The 20,242-nt window shown below is 27.1% G+C and carries 19 protein-coding genes and 1 pseudogene; 13 read left to right on the top strand and 7 right to left on the bottom strand.

What is annotated here, in order from left to right:
• The first annotated feature begins 314 nt into the window (after window positions 1–314).
• Together OW729_RS14630 and OW729_RS14625 are read left to right on the top strand one after the other, a co-directional pair.
• Complete coding sequence (locus OW729_RS14630) at window positions 315–902, top strand: undecaprenyl-diphosphatase (RefSeq protein WP_268062292.1); 588 nt, start codon at window positions 315–317, stop codon at window positions 900–902.
• Between the two features lie 226 nt (window positions 903–1,128).
• The gene (locus OW729_RS14625) at window positions 1,129–1,815 is read left to right on the top strand and encodes a DUF1287 domain-containing protein (RefSeq protein WP_268062291.1); all 687 of its coding nucleotides are present in this window, start codon (window positions 1,129–1,131) and stop codon (window positions 1,813–1,815) included.
• 120 nt (window positions 1,816–1,935) lie between these two features.
• On the opposite strand, the gene OW729_RS14620 is transcribed toward OW729_RS14625, so the two are convergent.
• Entirely contained in the window at window positions 1,936–2,586 is a 651-nt protein-coding gene (locus OW729_RS14620) for a hypothetical protein (protein ID WP_268062290.1), read from the bottom strand.
• A gap of 90 nt (window positions 2,587–2,676) precedes the next feature.
• Here OW729_RS14620 and OW729_RS14615 point away from each other — a divergent pair, with 90 nt between their 5' ends.
• The 9 genes from OW729_RS14615 (at window position 2,677) to OW729_RS14575 (ending at window position 11,412) form a co-directional block, all read left to right on the top strand.
• A complete protein-coding gene (locus OW729_RS14615) occupies window positions 2,677–3,021 on the top strand; it encodes a hypothetical protein (RefSeq protein WP_268062289.1) in 345 nt (114 codons plus the stop codon).
• A gap of 503 nt (window positions 3,022–3,524) precedes the next feature.
• Window positions 3,525–4,208: a response regulator transcription factor gene (locus tag OW729_RS14610; protein ID WP_268062288.1), complete on the top strand. Its 684-nt coding sequence runs from the start codon at window positions 3,525–3,527 to the stop codon at window positions 4,206–4,208.
• A gap of 3 nt (window positions 4,209–4,211) precedes the next feature.
• Window positions 4,212–5,474 (top strand): sensor histidine kinase, encoded by a 1,263-nt coding sequence (locus tag OW729_RS14605; protein ID WP_268062287.1) that lies wholly within the window; start codon window positions 4,212–4,214, stop codon window positions 5,472–5,474.
• A gap of 384 nt (window positions 5,475–5,858) precedes the next feature.
• A complete protein-coding gene (locus tag OW729_RS14600; RefSeq protein WP_268062286.1) occupies window positions 5,859–6,545 on the top strand; it encodes a polyphosphate polymerase domain-containing protein in 687 nt (228 codons plus the stop codon).
• Between the two features lie 15 nt (window positions 6,546–6,560).
• A complete protein-coding gene (locus OW729_RS14595) occupies window positions 6,561–7,250 on the top strand; it encodes a DUF4956 domain-containing protein (protein WP_268062285.1) in 690 nt (229 codons plus the stop codon).
• A gap of 29 nt (window positions 7,251–7,279) precedes the next feature.
• Window positions 7,280–9,199: a CotH kinase family protein gene (locus OW729_RS14590; RefSeq protein ID WP_407647686.1), complete on the top strand. Its 1,920-nt coding sequence runs from the start codon at window positions 7,280–7,282 to the stop codon at window positions 9,197–9,199.
• Window positions 9,200–9,477: 278 nt separating this feature from the next.
• Window positions 9,478–9,687 carry a hypothetical protein gene (locus OW729_RS14585; protein ID WP_268062283.1) on the top strand — a complete coding sequence of 70 codons (210 nt, stop codon included), beginning with the start codon at window positions 9,478–9,480 and terminating at the stop codon, window positions 9,685–9,687.
• 76 nt (window positions 9,688–9,763) lie between these two features.
• Window positions 9,764–10,186 carry a GNAT family N-acetyltransferase gene (locus tag OW729_RS14580; RefSeq protein ID WP_268062282.1) on the top strand — a complete coding sequence of 141 codons (423 nt, stop codon included), beginning with the start codon at window positions 9,764–9,766 and terminating at the stop codon, window positions 10,184–10,186.
• A gap of 311 nt (window positions 10,187–10,497) precedes the next feature.
• The gene (locus tag OW729_RS14575) at window positions 10,498–11,412 is read left to right on the top strand and encodes an AEC family transporter (RefSeq protein ID WP_268062281.1); all 915 of its coding nucleotides are present in this window, start codon (window positions 10,498–10,500) and stop codon (window positions 11,410–11,412) included.
• Between the two features lie 215 nt (window positions 11,413–11,627).
• Here the strand turns inward: OW729_RS14575 and OW729_RS14570 are convergent, their stop codons facing one another.
• Window positions 11,628–12,644 carry a lysylphosphatidylglycerol synthase transmembrane domain-containing protein gene (locus OW729_RS14570; protein WP_268062280.1) on the bottom strand — a complete coding sequence of 339 codons (1,017 nt, stop codon included), beginning with the start codon at window positions 12,642–12,644 and terminating at the stop codon, window positions 11,628–11,630.
• A gap of 665 nt (window positions 12,645–13,309) precedes the next feature.
• Here OW729_RS14570 and OW729_RS19505 point away from each other — a divergent pair.
• Together OW729_RS19505 and OW729_RS19500 are read left to right on the top strand one after the other, a co-directional pair.
• Window positions 13,310–14,056 (top strand): annotated as a pseudogene (locus OW729_RS19505) (methyl-accepting chemotaxis protein); the annotation flags it as partial.
• Entirely contained in the window at window positions 14,057–14,614 is a 558-nt protein-coding gene (locus OW729_RS19500; protein ID WP_407647688.1) for a CZB domain-containing protein, read from the top strand.
• Between the two features lie 185 nt (window positions 14,615–14,799).
• On the opposite strand, the gene OW729_RS14560 is transcribed toward OW729_RS19500, so the two are convergent.
• From OW729_RS14560 to OW729_RS14540, 5 genes are all read right to left on the bottom strand, one after another.
• Entirely contained in the window at window positions 14,800–15,495 is a 696-nt protein-coding gene (locus tag OW729_RS14560) for a response regulator transcription factor (RefSeq protein ID WP_268062278.1), read from the bottom strand.
• A 161-nt stretch (window positions 15,496–15,656) separates the two neighbouring features.
• Window positions 15,657–17,084, bottom strand: a complete 1,428-nt coding sequence (locus OW729_RS14555; protein ID WP_268062277.1) for a sensor histidine kinase — start codon at window positions 17,082–17,084, stop codon at window positions 15,657–15,659.
• An 8-nt stretch (window positions 17,085–17,092) separates the two neighbouring features.
• The gene (locus tag OW729_RS14550; RefSeq protein ID WP_268062276.1) at window positions 17,093–17,845 is read right to left on the bottom strand and encodes an ABC transporter permease; all 753 of its coding nucleotides are present in this window, start codon (window positions 17,843–17,845) and stop codon (window positions 17,093–17,095) included.
• Complete coding sequence (locus OW729_RS14545) at window positions 17,832–18,557, bottom strand: ABC transporter ATP-binding protein (RefSeq protein WP_268062275.1); 726 nt, start codon at window positions 18,555–18,557, stop codon at window positions 17,832–17,834. The genes OW729_RS14550 and OW729_RS14545 overlap by 14 nt, the downstream gene beginning before the upstream one ends.
• A gap of 176 nt (window positions 18,558–18,733) precedes the next feature.
• Entirely contained in the window at window positions 18,734–19,978 is a 1,245-nt protein-coding gene (locus tag OW729_RS14540; RefSeq protein WP_268062274.1) for a hypothetical protein, read from the bottom strand.
• Between the last annotated feature and the right edge of the window lie 264 nt (window positions 19,979–20,242).

The raw sequence follows: 20,242 nt of genomic DNA, 5'->3' as shown, positions 1-20,242 counted from the left end.
TGATTGGAGTGTTAGCGCTAGTAGACATGGGATAAAACATTATATGGATGTCACACTTTTGTAATATTTGGCAAGTGTTTTTATTATAAAATAATTACAATAGTGTATTAATCAAAAATAAAAAATATTTAGATTTAATTAAAAGATTCTTTTAAGAGAGCTGAAGTTGTATTTGGATAAGTTTATAGATATAATAATACATGGAAATTCATAGCTTTATCAATAACTAATAAAAACATAGAAGAGTTTTAATAGGAAGAACAATTTTACAACAAAAAATATTAAAACATACAAGAGCGAAAGGATAATTAAAAATGAATATGGAACTTTTTAGGTTAATAAATAACCTAGCAAATAAGAATGAAGCTTTAGATTGGATAATGATTTTCTTTTCAAAATACATGCCTTATATATTTGTGATGGTTGTTGGGGTAGTATTTATCTTAGGAGTTATAAAAGAAAACTCTGATTATAGGAAAAGTGTTGTTAGTACTTTTGTTATTACCATAATAAACTTGGCTTTAAGCTTTATAGTTGGTCATATATATTTTGAGGAAAGACCTTTTGTTCATAATAAGGTGAATTTGTTATTGCCTCATGCAGAGGATGCGTCTTTCCCAAGTGATCATTCAATAGGAACAATGAGTATAGCATTAGGACTTAAAAAGCATAATAAATTACTTAGTAGAATGTTTTTTGTATTATCAATAATTGTAGGATTTTCAAGAGTGTATGTCGGAAACCATTATCCTATGGATGTTATAGGAGCATATATAGTTGTTTTTGTAGCAAATTATATTTACAACCTAAAATTAAGAGATAAAGTTGAAAATTTATATGAAATAGTTGAAAAGAAAGCAGCAATAAGGTTTGGTTTTAAAAAATTATACAATGAAGCTTAATATCTAAAAAACATGAGCAAAAATTTAAGCTTATGTTTTTTAAACATAACAATATAAAGAATATTAAATTCATTAGATAGTAAAATAGAGTGGATAAATAGTCCTAATGTTGAACTTATGATAAAATAGGAAACTAATTTTCACCAATGTATTATAAAAAATAGACATATATAACATAAAGACAATTGTCTATTTTAAGTTTATTAAATAAATGAAAGGTATTATTATGAAAATAAAATGTAAAAAAAAGTTTATAATAATATCAATTTTAATAGTAATATTTGCATTTGGTTATGGCATACTTTCATATCTAAGTCTGCTTCCTCAAAGGATATATAAAGCTGAAGACTTTGGTATTGAAACCATACATAGTAAGAAGGATTGTAACAAAAATGGTATTGATGATTATACAGATATATTATTAGGTGCGAGAAGGGATGCAGAAAAAAAGCCAAAATATAAAAGTCAGTATTATGCAGGTGGATATCCTCCAGATAATGAAGGGGTTTGTAGTGATGTAGTATGGAGGGCATTTAAAAATGCAGGATATTCTTTAAAGGACATGGTGGATGAAGATATAAAAAATAATTTATCTAAGTATCCAAGAGTTAATGGTAAACCAGATAACAATATTGATTTTAGAAGAGTACCAAATTTGAAAGTCTTTTTTGACCGTAATGCGAAATCATGTACTTTAAGCCCATATAAAATTGAAGAATGGCAGCCTGGAGATATTGTTATATTCGGAAAAAACTACACCCACATAGGAATCATATCTGACAAACGAAATGCTCATGGTATTCCTTTCTTGATTCATAACTCAGCGCAGCCTGTGCGAGAAGAGAATGTTTTAATTAGGTGGTATAAATTAAAAGGAATTACAGGTCACTATAGGTTTGAATATATCCATTAAATATTTCAAGATAAGTTAAGTAACTTTAATATGTATAGTTTAAATGAACATATAAAAAAACTTATCCATGAGCATAGCTATTGGATAAGTTTTTTATCGTTAAGTTGTATAAATATAATATTAAATTTCAACTATCTTTTTAACTTTTCTGAAAGATAACTTGTAAACTAAGTACATAAACAAGCTAGATAGAAGAATGACTCCTAAATTAATCTGAAGTGCAGTATATTCACTGGCAGAGATATCTCCACTATTTCCATACAATATAAGAAGGAAGAATAGGGAAATTCCAACACTTCCAACTATAGTGGGAATAGTGAATACTTTTTTTAGCTGTACTTTTATACATTTTTCAATATACTTATTATTTGCACCAAGTCTTTTTAAGTCGTTAAATAAAGTTTTGTTATTAATAGCAATGGTTACACTTCTGGTATATGAAATAATCCATACTGCTGTAAAGCAAACAATTGAAATATAAATAAATAGCATGATAAATACAGAAATGTTTTTTAGTAAATTTTGACGATCTAACACACGAAATGAAGGATAGTATTTCCAGTTCATATACAATTGATTATTATCTGGGGATAATTCAACAACATATTTATCTGCAAAATAGTTTTCACCTTTTTCTACGCATAGTTTTTTAGCATAGTAGTTATAAGCTGGGATAACAGCCACATCCTTAGAACTTCTTTTTATAATCCCATTTTTAAGTTTATTGGCGAAAGCATAAGTCTTATTTGGATTTTCTACATTTGACATCATGTTTGATAATATTGATTGAAGGATTAGAATCCTTGAGTGTAGAAGATGCATTTAAGGGCTTTTTATGGTTAAAAAGTACAGGGAGTTAATATGAAAAAAAGTAAAGCATTAATTATATCATCAATACTAGGAATTATATATTCAATTTATTTAGTTATTCATTTTGGTGGTTCAGTACTTGGAGCAAATTCAGGATCTGAAGCTGTGGGGGGTGCTATAGCAACAGCATTAGTCGCACCACATATGATTTGTGTAATTTTAGCTGCAATATTCAATACAATTGGAGCAATATTTAATAAATCAGGTTTTGCATTAGTAGGTGCAATACTTTATTGTGTTGGTGGAGTGTTATTTATAATGTATATTATATTTGTTATTCCAATGATAATTTTAAGCTTTGTTGGATATGGAAGTGTTAAAAAAAGGTTGGCTTAAATAGATTTTAAATTTAAAAAGAGAGCTATGAACTTAGATGTTAAATCATCTAGCTTATAGCTTTCTTATTGTTTTTTAGTAAAATAAATATATTAATAAGCAAATATAATATGTTTAATGTAGTATATACTATATTTTGAGATTATTATAACCTTAAAAGGAGAAATTTTTCAAAGTAGTAAATAATAAAGCATTTATCTATTTATACAGTTTTGAAATTATGGGATTTTTTTAAAATAGTAGTTTATTATATAATTAGATTAAGGATTATATATTAATATATAGATTGATTATATATTAAAAATAGCTATATTATAATAAAATTTTATTATAATGAGCTCAGTAATTTAGACATAGCCTTAGAAATACTAAAGGAAGTTTAAAAAAGTATAAAAAATAATCTTATTTTAAAACAGGAGCTAAAAATAAAAAATGGTAAGCTAATCATTAAGCTATTATTAAGGAACATTTAGTATAATGATTAAAAATCGAGGTGATATAGCATGGTAAAGGTCTTACTTGTAGAAGATAATTTAAAGATCAGCGAAAATATAGTAGAGTACCTAAAATTAGATATGAACATAGAAGCAGTTTATAACGGAGAAGATGCTATTGAATATCTAAATGCAGGAAGTTATGATATAGTCATTCTTGACCTCATGTTGCCAGAAGTTGATGGTATGTCTATTTTAAATTATATGTCTAAAAAGGGGTTGAATACTGGAGTTATAGTGCTCACTGCAAAAGAAGAACTAGGTGATAAGCTTAAAGCTTTTAATTTAGGAGCCAATGACTATTTGACAAAACCATTTTTCTTAGAAGAACTTAAGGCTAGAATTAATGCAATTTTAAAAAGTATGGGTAAGATAAAGAAACCTAACCTAATAGAATTTAAAGATCTGTATATTGATATGAAAACTAAAGCTGCTTATATAAAAGATGAAAAGTTAGAACTTAATGAAAAATTATATACTTTACTTCAATATTTAATGATTAATAAAGGAGTTTTGCTTTTTAAAGAACAAATTTTTGATAATGTTTGTGGTTATGATAGTGATGCTTCAACAGAAATAATTGAGGTATATATGAGTAGATTAAGAAAAATCTTAGCCACATATGATTATGACAAATATCTGATTACTAAGCGAGGAATGGGATATTTGTTAAATGAAAATTTAGAGGATTAAGTTATGGTTAAAAAAGATATTTTTTATTACACTAAAAAAAAGATAACTATTTTAAGTACAGCTATAGTTTTTTTATGTTTAGTCATCTTTTCAATTACAACCGCTTTGGTGTATAATTCCAAAGTATTTGAAAATGTAGACAGAGAAATTTTTAAACAAAAATCTATGTTGAAAGATATTATATCAATTAGCATAAAAGATAATAAAAGTGTATTTGAAAAAGACAGAGGGATGAAGCCCCCGCCAATTAATCCAAGAATAATTGTAATGATATACTCAGGAGAAAGTGTAGAGTTTATTAGTCCTAATCCTTATTTTGACAAAAATAATGTTCCAGAGACTAGTTCCTTATCTGAAGATGTTATAACACAAATAGAATATAACGATTATAAATTTAGAGGACTTATCTTTAATAATATAGGATATAAAATTTTATTATTGGCTAATGTTGATTCAGAAACACAATCTATGGAACAGCTTAATAATTCTATAATATTAAGTTTAGTAGTACTCTTAATAGTATCAGTGGTCTTAGCAACCTTTCTAGCTAATAGAATTGTAAAACCTGTTAGAAAAGCTTATGATAAACAAGTGTTTTTTGTTCAAGATGCATCACATGAAATGAGGACTCCGCTTGCCATAATTAAAGGAAAGCTTGAACTTTTGGCTAATGCTTGGGGAGAAACTATTGAGGATAATTTTGAGCATATATCTAAAATGATGAGTGAGATAAGAGGGCTTGAAAAGCTAAATAGTGATTTACTATTGTTAACTAAAGAAGATCTAGGTGTTAGTATTAAGATAGAAGATGTCAGTTTGAAAGATTTTACAGATGATATTAGCGAATTTTATATTGATTTAGCTGAAATGCAGAATAAAGAATTTAAGGTTATTAATCCTCACAGTGACTTAATGGTAAAATGGGATTATCATAAAATGAAGAGAGCAGTAATAATATTGCTTGAAAACGCTTTTAAATATACACCAGAAGAAGGAAAAATAACTTTATCTTTTGAAGATTTAAATAAATTTATTAAAATTAGAGTTTGTGATACAGGTATTGGAATCAAAAAAGAAGATCAGTTAAGAATTTTTGATAGATTCTTTAGAAGTGCTAATATAAGATCTTCTAATATTGCTGGAAGCGGGGTTGGTCTGAGTTTATTGAAATCTATCTCAAAAACTCTTGGCTTTACAGTGAAATTTTCTTCTCAAGTTGGAAAAGGTACTGATTTTGAATTGATTGTATCTAAAATAATGAAATAGTCTTAGTTAAGGCTGCTTCAAAATGAATTTAAGACACAATATATTGATTTAAAGTTTAATCAATATATTGTGTCTTTTGTTTTGAGATAGTCTATTTTATCCGATGTCTAACCATCCTAATACTCACATCGCACTCTGTGAAAGCGATTCGCACCAAATCGAAGATTTGGACTCCCTGCTTTTCTTTAAAGTGGGAGTAAAGGATGACACGACCCTGGATAACGGTTTCTAAATTTCAGATAGGCTAAAAACTCCACCTGAAATCAAGAACCCTGTTTATTTATGAAATTAAAATTTTAGAAAGCTGTAAGTTAAAAAAGCGTTAAGCTAATGTTAAGATTTCTTATATATAATTAAGAAAGTAAGAGACGGGAGGTGAGAACTATGAAGGATTTAAAATTTAGAAATGAAATAAAGCATTATATAAACATATCAGACTATTTCAGTATAAGAAGTAGGTTGATGCAGATTATGAGAATAGATAAAAATTCTAATGCTGATAGAGAATATAGAATTAGAAGTCTTTATTTTGACAATATAAGAGACAAGGTCCTTATGGAAAAAATAAATGGTATAAATAAAAGGGAAAAGTTTCGTATAAGATTCTATAACGATGATCATTCTTTTATTAGGTTGGAAAAAAAATCTAAAATTAATGGATTGTGTAACAAAATAAGTGAATCTATTTCAAAGAATGAATGCAAAAGAATTCTCAATAGGGATATCGATTTTTTAAAAGTTTCTAATAAAGGACTTTTTGTTGAATTGTACTCTAAAATGAAGTGGGATTTATTAAGACCTAAGACTATAGTTGACTACACAAGAGAAGCTTATGTTTATCCAGTAGGAAATGTTCGTATAACCTTTGATAAAAACATTAGAACTGGAATTCATAGTAAAAACTTATTTGATAAAGATTTGCCAACTATAAATTCAGTAGATAATAGATATATTGTGTTAGAGGTAAAGTACGATGAATTTTTACCAGCAATAATACAAGATATAATTCAGACTAATGATAGACCAGCTCAGTCTATATCAAAATATGCAGCTGCAAGAATATACGGTTAATTAGGAGGTATGAAAATGGAAAATCAAACAATTAATTTTGGAGACATTTTTAAATCAAGTTTTGTTGAAAAAATAAGTTCAGTATCTTTTATAGATATAGTTATAGCGTTATTGTTATCCTTTGCTATTGGATTATTTATAATGCAAGTATATAAAAAGACTTTTAAAGGCGTCATGTATTCAGCTAGTTTTGGTGTTTCTTTAATGGCACTTAATTTAATTACTACACTAATTATTTTAGCAATTACATCTAATGTAGTTCTATCTCTTGGTATGGTTGGTGCCCTTTCTATAGTTCGTTTTAGAAGCGCTGTAAAAGAGCCTTTAGATATAGCTTTTCTATTTTGGGCAATCAGTTCAGGGATAGTAGTTGGAGCAGGGCTCATTCCTCTTGCTATTTTAGGATCTATTTTTATAGGAGTTGTAATGGTTCTATTTGTTAATAAGAAAAGTAAGGATAATCCTTATATCCTAATAATAAATTGCGAAGATGATACTTGTGAAAATAGTGCTATAGAATTAGTAGCTAAGAAAGTTAGTAAATATATTGTGAAATCTAAAACAGTTTCACCTGTTAATGGAATCGAAGTAACAGTAGAAGTTGGTATTAAAGACGAAACTACAGGTTTTGTAAATGAGGTTTCTAAAATAAAAGGGGTCTCTAATGTAGTTTTAGTTAGCTACAATGGTGATTATATGGCATAAATCAAATTGACTCAAGGGAGGTGAACAATTTGATTCATGAAAAATATATGGGCCGTATTTCAATAATAGCTATGTTACTAGCAGTTGTTTTTATGGTTTCAGCTATATTTATTAAGCCAACAAGCAAATTATCTAATAATAATTCTACTATTAAAGAGGTATTAAATAAGGAGAAAGTGACAGATGTAAAGATTGAAATCAATTCAGCAGATTGGAAATGGTTATTAGATAATGCTACTAAAGAAGAGTATCGTAGTGGGAATATAACAATAAATGGAGAGACCTTTCATAATGTAGGAATTAGGCCTAAGGGTAATTCTAGTCTTTCTATGGTAGCTTCAGATGATAAAACTGATCGTTTTAGTTTAAAAATTGATTTTGGACAATATGTTGATGGACAGACGTATCATGGTATTAGGGCATTAGCTCTTAACAATATAATATCTGATGCAACTTACATGAAAGAATACATTTCTTATGATGTGTTTTCTTTACTTGGTGTATCTACACCGGAATATACTTATACAAATATAAGTGTCAATGGTAAAGAGTGGGGATTATACTTGGCAGTTGAAGTTATTGACGAAAGATTTGTAGAAAAAGAGTTTGGTAGTTTAGAGGGTAATTTATATAAGCCTGATTCTATGGAAATGAATGGTATGGGTAAAGCTGGAGATGGAGTAGCTAATGGTGAAAAACCACCTATGGGAGATATTCCAAAACAAGCACCTAATGAGAACGCAGCAGAAAAGAATACAGGTGAAAATAAAGAAAAAGCGGAAGAGAATATAGCTGAAAATAAAGAAAAACTAGATCAAAAACAAAATCAGCCAGGGAATATAGGGTTTAACAAAGGTGGTACGGGAGGAAGCAATCTTAAATATATAGACGATAAGCAGTCAAGTTATTCAACTATAAAGGAAAGTAAAGTATTTAAAACAACAACAGATAAAGATTTTGACAAGGTAATAGATATGATTAAAAACCTTAATAATGGAAAAAACATTGAAAAGTATATAGATGTTAAAGAGGTTTTAGCATATTTTGCTGTAAATACTTTTTTAGTAAATTTGGATAGTTATTCAGGAGGTATGTATCATAACTATTATCTTTATGAAAAAGATGGAGTATTTCAAATTCTTCCTTGGGACTTAAATATGTCTTTTGCAGGATTCAATATGAATGATAGTAAAAAAGCCATAAATTTTCCAATTGACACTCCAGTTACAGGAAACTTAGAAGATGCTCCTTTAATAGGAAAATTACTTGAAGTAGATGAGTATAAGAAAATTTATCATGATTATCTAAAAAAACTTGTTGATGAATATTTTAATAATGGAAAGTTTGAAGAAAGAATAAATTCATTAGATAACCTTATTAGTGACTATGTAAAAAAAGATGCTACAGCTTTTTATAATTATGAAGCTTATAAAAAATCCCTTTCTCAGCTAAGTGTATTTGGTAAAGATAGAACTAAAAGCATTCAAGCTCAATTAGAGGGAACACAGCCATCAACTACCTATGGCAGCATTAGTACCACATTAAATTTATCAGAATTAGGTGGTATGAGCCACGATAAGAAAGGAAAAGATGGTGGTGAAAATAAAGAGAATAAAGAAGATAATAATCCTAATAATATGGGAGCAATGCCTTCACAAGAAAATATGAAAGCTGCCATGGATATTATACAAAACACTAATATAGAAGAATTAACTTCTCAACAAAAACAAAGACTAAAAGAACTAGGTGTAGATGAAAATATGATAAGCACATTAAAAAATGGAGGAGCAGATGGTGGAAAACCTCCCATGGGAAATAGGAATATAGCTGGTAAAAATAATAGTGGTGTGTTCCGTCTAAGTAAAAGCAATATTGTTGAGATTGGAGTATCTTTAATAGTTTTATTAGGTGGGCTGATATTTGTAAGAAAATTTAAAAGAAGAAAATAGAACCTTGTTATGGGTTCTATTTTTGCATAATAAGGTTTATACAATAAATTAAATTAATGCCATGCTTGACATGATTTTTTTTATAATATAATATTTACATGTATACAAACTTGAAAATGAAGTAATTTTAAAGAAGTTATACTTATATAGGGTAAACAGGAGGGTTGGTTTCAGTAGGAGTTTTTGTCTTATATTATGATTCCAAAAGTATATTGTAATATATCCTATTAGAGTAGTTTTATATATAGGTAAGTTTAATGAGTAGGGGAGGGGCAATTTTGAGAGTTAGTCAGCGTTCAGTGAGAGTAATAACATTCATAATGTCTTATATAGTAACAAGAGGAATATTTAAATTAACTAACTTTCAATATTCGTTTTTTAGGGAGTTTTTTAATATACCAAAACTTATTATAGATTTTGGAACATGGATGATTACATATGTAGTAATTTATACTATTATACAAAAGTGTTTTAAAGTTCATAAATAAAGGATTAATTAAACATACACATAATATAAGCAAATAATTATTTATTATATTAAATAATTAAAATAGGAGAAAAGATATGAATCTAAAACTTCAATACAATTGTTTAAATATAGATTGGAATTATGTGTCTGAAATATTGAAAAAAGTTGGAATGGCATATTTTGAAGGGGAAGTACATAAGAAAGCTTTTGAAAATAGTTATGTTGTTGTATTTGCTTTTGATGATGATAAGTTAATTGGGTTTGGTCGTGCAATTTCAGATGGAGCTTACCAAGCTGCAATTTATGATATAGCAGTATTACCTGAATATCAAGGGAAAAAGATAGGTGCAACAATTATTGATAGCATTGTAAAATGTATTCCTCAATGCAATTTTATATTATATGCTTCACCTGGAAAAGAATTTTTTTATGAAAAATTGAACTTTAAAAAAATGAAAACGGGAATGGCACTATTTCATAATACAGAAAAAATGCAAATAAAGGGCTTTATTGAATAAATAAATATAATGTTTCTTAGAAGTTACTATTAAATTTATTTTATTTGTTTTCATGTTTGCTTTTAAATTATTTAAAGTTTATATAATTTTTATAGAAAAGAATATATAAGTGTAGATTTGTGTACTACAAAAATTTTGATTTAATGTAGAGTGCATATGTAGATAAAACAGCCTTGAGAGGTAGAACTCTTAGGGTTTTTTTCATAGGAAAAATATACAATCTTATAAATTATAGTTTAAGATTAAATGTATTATAATTTAAATTAGTATTATAAAAAATTAATACAAAAATATGATAATGGAGATGAAATATGTTTGATTTAAATGCTGTTAATCAAGTTACTATACTTACAATATTAATACTAGTAGGGTTTTATGCAAAAAAAAGAGGATATATTAATGATGATGTAAATAAAGGACTTTCAGATATATTAATAAATATAACAAATCCTTGCTTAATACTAATATCTTTTAGTTTTAAGTTTTCTAGAGAAATGCTTGGAAATATAGGGAGAGTGATTATATATTCAACTCTTATACATATAGTATTACTTATATTAGGAAAGATAATGTACACAAAGCACTATGACAATGATGAACAGAATATACTAAAATTTTTAACTTTATTCTCTAATTGTGGTTTTATAGGATATCCTGTACTTCAAGGAGTGTATGGAAATATAGCCATATTCTATGCGTCTATTTTTAGTATACCTTATAATGTTTTATTGTGGACTTATGGTATAAGATTGTTTTCTAAAAAGAAAGGCTCTACAGACTTATTAAAACAATTATTCAGTCCTGCACTTATATCTATTTTTATAGGACTTATAATGTTTTTATTTTCAATTAAATTACCATATCCAATACATAGGAGTATAGAAATGGTTGGAAATATGACAGCACCTATTGCTATGATGATAACAGGTGTTGCTTTGGCAAGTATTAAAGTTAAAGATATATTTATAGGGATAAAGGCGTACTATCCTGTTATATCAAGACTTATAATACTACCAGCAGTAATTTATGTTATGTTAAGTGTTTTAAAGGTGGACAAGTTTCTTATGGAGATATGTGTCATCATAGAAGCTATGCCTCCAGCTTCACTTACAGTAGTATTTGCAGAAAGCTATGAAAGCAATGTTGATTTTGCTGCAAAATGCACTTTTTTAAGTACTATAATATCAGTAATAACAATCCCTATAGTTATTTCCCTTGTTAGATAAAGGTTTAATATCTTGTTATGAAAAGTATATAAAAATAGATTATGTTTTAAAAAATGTTGAGTTTGTAGCTAGAATTATAGCTAATTTAACAATTTAAGTGTGGCCTCTAATTATCAATAATAGAGGAGTAATATGTTGAACTTAAGTATAAATCGCTAGTGAAGAAATAAAAAAGTTTTATCATAAAGAATAAAGTCCATTAAATATAATATTATTCAATGGACTTTATTTTTTGAATTTGGTTGTGCTAAAGTAAATATACTACCTATAGCTATTGATGAATAATAAGTTAATAATCTCCATATAAAAATGGCTGTTATAATTGTGTCTGATTTAAAAAACAAACTATAGATTAAATAAAACCCAGCTTCTGCACCGCCTTCTGCACCAGGAATAGGGAGAGCGGCCATGAAATTTATTAAAAAAATTTGGGCAGTGATCATGGTTAATATATCAGCCGAATTGAAACCAAAACTTCTATAAATACAATAAGGTATGATAAAAAAAACTATCCACTGAATGAATGTAAAAAAGGAAGCATAGATGCACATCTTTACATTTTTAGTTATTAAGGATGCATTGCTGTGGAAATTTTTTAATTCATATTCCATGTTTTTATAAGTACATTCAACACTTTTTATTAGTCTAAATTTCTTAAATACTTTTAAAATAAATAATAATATATTTTTAGTTGCTTTACTATTAATTGATAATAATATAGCAAGCGCCATCATTATTATATGAATAGCAAATCCTGCAATACAAAGATATATAAAGTACTTAACTCTTGAATTAAAATAATTAAATTTAAGCAAAAATGCTACGGCTAAGATGGCTATATTTACAGCTTGGTGTATTATAAATTTTATCATTAAAACAGTACCTGCTATTCCTCCAGGTATCTTACTTTCGGCCATTGCATATAGTTGAGCAGGATGACTCCCCGATGCAAGTGGCGTTATAGCACCAAAAAATTGCCCAATCATTTCAAATTTGAATGATTTTATCAGTAAATTATTTGTAGTATAGAATGTTTTAGTTATTATATATAAGACAAGTGTTTCAAAAAACCAAAATAGAAGCATTAGGATAATAGCCAATAGTATCCATGATTTATTTAGTGTTTTAATTTCTCTAATCAAGGAGTCTAACCCTTTAGTAAAAAGAAAAAACGATAAAAAAATGCAGGCAGAAACTATTACTACAATTGAATTGAATACTTTATTTTTCATTTATAGTACTCCTAAATTTTTAGTATGATTAATAATGTTTTATTAATATAATATGTACTTCTAAAATACTTCCTATACAAATTGTCAATTATTATATATATTAAATAGTTTCCTTTAAAGCAGTATATTAAAAAATTACGAATTATTGTAAAGCACAGTTAAGTTAAGCACAATCAATATTTTGATGAGTAGACTTTATTATTATATCCTTAAGTGTTTTTGATTGGTCGATATACTCTCTCTGTTCAATCATAAAATTACCTAAAATGAGGTGAATTCATGTTTAAACATGATAATTATTATCGTGTATATTTAAAACATATCTTATTACATATATTTTAAATATAAAATTATAATGTAGTAGTTGGTGGAAATATATTTAATCCTTGATAGAATGCTATAAAATATGTAAAATAAGAAATAAGTCGAAAGAAGTACTAAGCTTAATAATATTAACTATTTTTACTTTGTAATAGTAGTTTTGACTAGGGGGAGATTTTGTGTTTGGAAAAAATTTAAATAAACCGTGCCATGAGGCAGAATGTATTTTGAAATATGTAGAAGACTCATTAAAAGGTAATGAGGTGAATAGTCCTAATATAGACTATGGAATTCACACTAAACTATTAACACAATTTCAAAAATTACTTAAAAATGAAGAACAAATGTCAAAAGCAGCTAAAGAAATATTAAATATAGTTAGTTCTTTAAGTAATTTTGATGTTGGCATGTCTCATATTTCATATCAATTAATGGATTTTGCTGAAAAAATGTCACATTTAAGTCAATCTAACCTTGCCATTGTTGAAGAGACAACAGCAAGTATGAATAATGTAAATGAATCAATAGAACAAACTTCAGAAACTTTGGATAGTTTAGCTAAGCAATCAGAATTATTAGTACAAAAAAATGATGAAAGTATAAATCTGCTTAAAGAAGTACAATCACTTAAAGAAAATGTTGTAGAGGACACAGGTTCTATGAGTGTGAAAATTCAACAATTAGTAGATCTTGCAGCAGAGGTTGGAAAGATAGTAGACAGTGTTCAATCTATAGCTGATCAAACAAATTTATTAGCATTGAATGCAGCAATAGAAGCAGCTAGGGCGGGTGAACATGGGCTTGGATTTGCAGTTGTAGCCCAAGAAGTTAGAAAGTTAGCTGATGATACTAAAAAGAACTTAGAAGGAATGAGTCAATTTGTAAATCGCATTCATGTTGCTGCACAAGATGGAAAAGACAGTTTAGATAGGACTTTAGATTCTACTGGAGAAATGAGCGAAAAAATAGAAACTGTATCTGATACTGTTGGTAAAAATGTAGAAATGCTTAATGGTGTAATAATGGATGTAGGAAATATTCATAAATCTATGCAAGGTATAAATATTGCAGCTAACGAGATTAATCAAGCAATGGAAACTTCAAGTAGTGATGCTGAAAGACTTAGCCATATGACAGAAATTATACACAAAGATGCAATAGAAAGTGTTGAATTTGCTAAGAAAGTATCACAAATTGATGAACAACTCTCTACAATTGTAAGTCATATGTTTGAAGGTCTTAAAGGGGGAAGTCATGCAATTACAAACAAAGAACTTGAAAATGTCATTGCAAATGCTAAAAAATCTCATAAGGATTGGTTAAAAGGGCTCAATAAAATTGTAAGAGAGATGCGTATATATCCAATTCAGACAAATTCTAAGAAATGTGCATTTGGTCATTTTTATCATGCTATACAAGTAGATCATAATGGAATTTCAGAAGAATGGAATCAAATAGATAGTCTTCATAATGAATTTCATAATTTGGGTGATAAAGTTATCAATGCAGTTACTAAACATGATCAAAAATCAGCAGAGGAATTTTACAATAAAGCAGAAGAAGTTTCAAATAATATGATTAATATTCTAGAAAAAATTCAAATAGAAGTAGAAGAACTTACTAATGAAGGTGTAAAAATTTTTGGATAGAATAAATCATATTAATATAATATAATTTATTCAAAGTATAATTTAAAATATAGCCTTAGGTAAAAGAATTTACACTAGGTTGTTTACACTCTTTTAAAACAGAACCTAAAATTAAAAATCTAAGTATAAAAAACCCCTTAAATATATGTCGTAGTGAATATATTTTAGGGGTTATCTTTTTAGAATTATACTCTGATTCTATAACCAACTCCCCAAACTGTTTCAATATATTGAGGATCTGATGGATTGAATTCAATTTTCTCTCTTATTTTTCGAATATGTACTGTAACTGTTGCGCTATCTCCTAGGGAATCAAGTCCCCAAATGCTTTCAAATAGTTCATCTTTGCTGAATACTATATTAGGGTATTTAGCCATATGATATAGTAATTCAAATTCTTTCTGTGCCAAAGTAATTTCTTTACCGTTTATAAATACTTGTCTTGAGTCTTTATTTATTTCAAGACCTCTTATAACCACTATATTATTATTAGATTTATTGTTAAACTTATTTTTTAATCTTTCGTAATTTTCAATATGAGATTTAACTCTAGCAACTAATTCTCCAGGACTAAAAGGTTTTGTTATATAATCGTCGGCACCAAGGGTTAATCCTTTTATTTTATCAATTTCTTCTTTTTTAGCAGAAACCACTAAAACAGGTATATCTTTATTTTCATGAATAATTTTTAATATGTCAAATCCATCAATTTTAGGTAACATAATGTCTAGGATTATTAAGTCATAGTTATTTTCTTTTATTTCTGTTAAACCAGATACACCATCTACACAAACTTTTACTTCAAATCCAGAAATCTCAAGATAATCTTTTTGTAGTTCAGCAATGCTTGGATCATCTTCAATTATTAATATTTTCTTCATACTTCTAAAATTCCCTCCATATTTATTTTATCCCTGTTTGTTTTAATTATAAAATCTAAAACTAGTTTAATTTTTTAGATTAAGTCTAAATTTTAAAATGTTCTATATTTATTATATTAAAGCAATTGTTATCCAGGTTATAGGATTCATTAACTTTTCATTTAATTAAATTTCTCTAGGGATATCATAATGCTTGTACCTTCATTACCATGGCTAATTGCCCAAATGTTACCATTATGACCTTGTACAATTTGTTTTGCAATAGCAAGTCCTAGGCCACTGCCTTTTGCGCCACTTCTTGCAGCATCGGTTCTATAGAATCTATTAAAAATTTTGTTTACATCATTTTTGTCTATACCCGAACCATTATCTCTTATTTCTATAATAATACTTGAAGTTGTTTCTCTTAAGTTTATAACTATTTTACCATTTGTTTTATTCATGTATTTTCGAGAATTCCCTATAATATTTAATATAACCCTTCTCATTCTTTCTGTATCTAGTATGACAAGTTTAGATGTTATCAGTTCATTATTTAAGGAAATTGTTATATTATCTTTTTTTAATTCATGTTCGTTTTCAGATACACAATAGTTGAAATATTCCACAATATTTACTTTTGTAAAATTAAAAGGAATTTGTTTTAAGTCAAGTTTTGAATATAAAAGTAAATCATCAATCATGTGGTCAACATGTTCTGCTTTAGAATAAATAGTTTTTAAATAGTGTTCTTTTTTTTCTGGAGTATTTGCAACTCCATCTAAAATACCTTCCACATAGCCTTTTATTGAGGTTATTGGTGTCTTCAAATCATGTGAAATACTAGATACAAGTTCTTTCCGATTATTATCATACTTCATTTTCATAATTATAGAATCCTTAAGTTGTACTCTCATAGCTTCGAAGCCTTGGCACAATTCCTGTATCTCTTGATCTCCTTCGTCAGCAATACTACAGTTTAAATTACCATTACTAATTTCACATGTAGCTTTTTTCAAAAGTTTTATAGGTTGTATTATTCTTTTTGAAATAATATAAGACATAATTATATTAGTTATTATGAAACATATTATAAAGACCAAAATTGTAGCAATAATAAATTTATTAAAGAAGTTCACTTCTTTTTCTATAGGCGCTAACAATATTATAATTTTACTCAATTCTTCTTTTGAATTTAACTCTATAGTTTCAATTATATAAGGAGTATTATTAATTGAAATTTTTTTATCTAAGGTATTTTCTTTTGATAATTCTATACATTTTTCTATCTCAATTTTATTAATATCATAAGGATTAGAGAGAATTTTATATGGTTTTATAATAACAAATTTACCATTTATTTTTGAAAGTTGTTGTGACAAGATATCATTAAGTTTATCATCATCAATATTTTGTTTTAATATATTAGTTTTAATTGTTACAAGTTCAGATTGTAATAGTACACGTTCTTTATATATATCGTAGTTTGTCTTATTTCCAGAAATTTTAAATGAAACAAACAAAATTCCCAGTATCGTTATTATTGTAATAACGATTGGGACTACAACAATTATAGTATTAGATATTATAAGTCTTTTTTTTATGTCCATTTTTTATTTTAAAACTCCTTTTTATCAAATAAATAATATCCAAGTGTGAAAAACAATATACCATAACTGAACATCATCGTAAATTCACGAAAAATTTTCATAAATGGAAAACCATCTATTATCCATAAATTATACCAGTTAAACATTGACGTAAATAGTATTCCAGAATATTTTACAAACACAATTTCCATTCCTTTAAAGATAATAAAAACAAGTATGGATAGAAAAAACACGCTAGTGCCACTTCTTAAAATATTAGCAAAAACAGTAATCATAAGTGCTAAAATTAGCATAGGTAATATAGTGACTATATAACATAAGAATATTTTAAGTATTCCTTGAAAAGTAAATGAATTTGCATTAAAAATAGCTCCTGTAATAGTTGAAATAATCATTACAAATAAAAGGTTAGCTAATACAAAGGTCATTATAGAGATTAATTTAGCAGTAAAAAATTTTAATCTTGAAACAGGTCTTGTAATTACAATCTTCATTGTATTATGAGAAAATTCACCTGAGAAGCTATCTATAGTAACAAGGGCAGTAAACAAAGGCAAAATAGTATTTACTACTAATGAAAGTACCAGTATTGGAAACTCTAAGCTAGAAGTACCTCTTATTCCAAAACCACTTCTCAATGCAACAATAGCGAATTGACCTAGTACAATAAAAATTAAGGATATTATTACCGAAACTAAAATTTTTTTCTTTTTATATAATTTTTCCATTTCGTTAATTATAGCTGCTTTAAATTCTGTCATTTCGTCCCACCTCGCTTACAAAGTAATTTTCAAGTGAAGCATAATTATTTAATATATTTTTAGTAGTGTCCACATTGAGAATTTTTCCATTATATAAAATTCCTATTTTGTTACAAGTAAGTTCTACATCATGAATAAGATGGCTTGATATAAAAAATGTAGTTTTTTCTTTTTCTGCTAAATTTTTTATGATATTTCTCATATCAATCATTCCTTCAACATCTAATCCGTTAAAGGGTTCATCTAAAATGACCACCTCAGGTTTAGACAAAATTGCTGCTGCAATTCCCAGTCTTTGTTTCATTCCAAGAGAAAATTTTCTTGTTTTTTCATTTTTAAATTTTATCATATCTGTAATTTCTAAAACTTCTTCGATTCTTTTATCATCAATATTTTTATAATATCTTGAAAACTGTTTAAGGTTTTCATAGGCTGTTAAGTATTGATATGATTCTGCAGTTTCAATAATACATCCTACCTTTGACATAGCTTTTTCAAATTCTTCTATAACACTGTGTCCAAGAATTTTAACATCTCCGCTATTTGGTTTAATAAGTCCTGTCATGATTTTCATAGTTGTAGTTTTCCCAGCTCCATTAGGACCTAAAAATCCGAAAATATCACCTTTATATATTTCTAGGTTAATATCTACTATACCTCTACCATTTTTGTACATTTTATTTAAATTACTTATTTCAATAACTTTGTCCAACAGAAACTCCCCCTATACAAAAACATATATTATGTAATACACTTAAGCTTCAGATAAATATTAAAAATTTTATCTGAAGCTTAAGATAACTATACTTTAAATCATGTTTACCACAGTTAATACTATAACATTGATAGAGTATTAACTGTGGTTTTAAAAAATCGAAAAACTATTTGTTAATCAAATACTCTAACAAAATGACTATCATATGTCTCATATGAATCTTGTGGTATATTGAAAGATATATTTGTTCCACGAATATCTATACTTATATTGCCACCCTGAGATAAACCTTCTATTTTAAAGTTTGCATTTAAACCATTTTCTTTACTTCCGTATTTAGCATCAAATTTTATATCTGACATTTTTTCAGCATAATTTTCATAGCCCTTTAAATATTGTTCATGGTATGTCCCTTTAATAGAATTAGTATCAGAATGAGTAATGGTTAATAATCTTTCGCCTATCTTTTGGAACTTACCGTCTTTTTCTATAATTATATTATTTTTGTACTTACCTATATATTTTTCAGGGTTTGCAAATTCATCTTCATTATTTTGAATAACTTTTTTAATTTTTGATCCTGAAAGATTAGGTTTATTAACAACAGTAGAATTTATATTAGATATTTTAACAAGTAGTTCAAAAGTTAAGTTATGTTCTTTACCCTTATCATCCTTACCATTAAGGGTTCCTATACCCAAAACATTTTGTATTAAGCCATTCTTACCTACAAGCATTTTACCTTTAACTTCTTTTAAATATATATCTTTAGTAATTGAAGGCATAATATTTTTTTCAGAAGGATCTCTTCGGTTAATTGATATAACTTTATTTTTTAGCATATAAGAACTTACTGCATTAATAAGAGCAGGTATTTGAGTTTGGCTAACTGAACCAGATAACTCTTTGCTTCCATCAGGTTTATTTGTAACAACAACATAATCTTTTAAATTTCCTACTAAAGCATCAGCGATTTTTTCAATATCAGATGCTCCTTCACGTTTAAAAGGATTTTCAAAAGTATATCCAGAATCAGGTACTTTAAATTCAGTTACATTATAAATATCTTTATCAGAATTCTTAATAATTCTAGTGTTTTTATCTGAATAACAATGGAATTTTGATTTTTTATTTCCTATAGTTTCTGTATCAGTGTTTTCACTAGCATGCTTTGAGACATCATATTTACCTAATCTGTTTTCGGACATAATGATTTTCCCATTATCCTTTAAAGTAATAGAGAAATCTATAGTATAATTTGAGTATTTATTTTCAAAACTTGCTGCTGAATATTTCAAAGCATCTTTTCCTTGTTCGTAACCACTTTTAGAAGATACCTCAGCTAGAACAGTTGTGGCAAACATCAACATACCAACAGTAAAACTTATAGCCATGGCAGTTTTCTTTTTTAGTTTCAATTTATAATCACTCCTTCATTATTTTATTTAAACATTAATAGGAAAGCTTTCCTTAATCTTATATTAAATCAATTAGCTATAGTTTTTCTAAAGTAATTCTTAACAAATTCTAAACTTTTGAGCAAGAGGCATAGTACTATGATAATTTATTTTTAAAAAAATTACTACTTGATATTAGTTAAACTATGGAAAATATGTTTGGAGTTGCTCCTAAAATAACAATTTTAAATTTTATATATTCATGTTAAATAAAAAAAGTGAAGT

Origin of the sequence: Clostridium brassicae, assembly GCF_026738875.1 — a bacterium.
GTDB classification, from domain to species: Bacteria; Bacillota; Clostridia; order Clostridiales; family Clostridiaceae; genus Clostridium_H; species Clostridium_H brassicae.
This window is presented reverse-complemented; position numbering and strand designations above follow the sequence as displayed.